3 protein-coding genes are annotated in these 975 nt (G+C 49.4%); all 3 read left to right on the top strand.

All coding sequences use genetic code 11. From position 1 onward, the window contains the following. Nucleotides 1-64 precede the first annotated feature (64 nt). Nucleotides 65-370 (top strand): hypothetical protein, encoded by a 306-nt coding sequence (locus AB447_RS23120; protein ID WP_241494795.1) that lies wholly within the window; start codon nucleotides 65-67, stop codon nucleotides 368-370. Continuing rightward, nucleotides 370-732, top strand: coding sequence for a hypothetical protein (locus AB447_RS23115; RefSeq protein ID WP_048356598.1), 363 nt, complete (start codon nucleotides 370-372; stop codon nucleotides 730-732). Before AB447_RS23120 ends, AB447_RS23115 begins: the two co-directional genes overlap by 1 nt. Then, on the top strand, nucleotides 716-975 hold a 260-nt coding region (locus AB447_RS23110; RefSeq protein ID WP_048356599.1), incomplete at its 3' end, for a hypothetical protein. The genes AB447_RS23115 and AB447_RS23110, both read left to right, overlap by 17 nt.

Below are 975 nucleotides of genomic sequence, written 5' to 3'. Positions count from 1 at the left end.
ATAGATGAGCGAAATTAAAAAGCCGGTAATTACGAAGGAGCAGGCGGAGGCTATCCAGTTTCTAATGTCGGGTGGTAATGATTGGACTGAAGACGATATATTAGAACATCACGTGGCAAATAGGTGGTTTAATGAGTATGCACCGCTAAATAGCCTCTATACAATAGTGCTCGCGGCCGCATTAATCAACGGATATGAAGTCGAAAAGACACCGGAGGAGAAGGTGCGGGAGTATTACGCGGCCAATTACCAGCGACATGAGCAATCCATGCCTCGCAGTAAGGACGATTTTTACACATCAGGCGTTGCGGAAGGAGTCCGAAATACACTCGACTGCCTCGGAATCAAAATCGAAGGGGTGAATGCGTGATGACGAAAGGCAAACTCGAAGCGATCCGTCAGCGTGCGGAAGCGGCAACGGAAGGAGAATGGTGCGAAGGATACGATCATTATGTTCTGATCGACAATTTTAAGGGGAGTTACCAAACATTCGGTATTGCAAGATGCGCGAGGAAAGAGGATACGGAGTTCATCGCAAGCGCCCGGCAAGATATTCCGGCTTTACTCGATCACATTGCGGAGATCGACCGAAAACTACGTAAAGCAGAGTTAATTATCGGTAGGGTCGAGGACTTGTTGAGCAGCATACAACACGGTACCGGTTACGAAGTATACGATGAAGTTTATCGCTTTATTTACGAAGAAGGTGACGAAAATGCCGACGACAGATAGACCGGTATCAAAATGGAATGTGCGCGACTTTCAGTCGTACTTAAAGACGGAGCATGAGCGTCTGTACGGCATTCCTTACGTTCCGATGCGCGGATGGAAGGCCGAAGCGGGAATGCTCGGGCGCTGGGTCGGAACGAAACGGAATCCGGGCGAATACGGGCCGGAAGTAACGAAGCGATTCATCGATCTGTGCTTTGCGGAATACAGGCCGAACCCGCAGTATCCGGGCATCAGCTTCGGATT

This window comes from Bacillus glycinifermentans (genome assembly GCF_001042475.2).
Classification (GTDB): Bacteria; Bacillota; Bacilli; order Bacillales; family Bacillaceae; genus Bacillus; species Bacillus glycinifermentans.
The sequence above is the reverse complement of the archived record's forward strand: the minus strand, read 5'-3'. Positions and strand labels throughout refer to the sequence as shown.

Bases quoted from the DNA above. Each gene is read 5' to 3' on its own strand.
- AB447_RS23120 (WP_241494795.1), top strand. From the start codon at position 65: ATGTCGGGTGGTAATGATTGGACTGAAGACGATATATTAGAACATCAC.
- AB447_RS23115 (WP_048356598.1), top strand. From the start codon at position 370: ATGACGAAAGGCAAACTCGAAGCGATCCGTCAGCGTGCGGAAGCGGCA.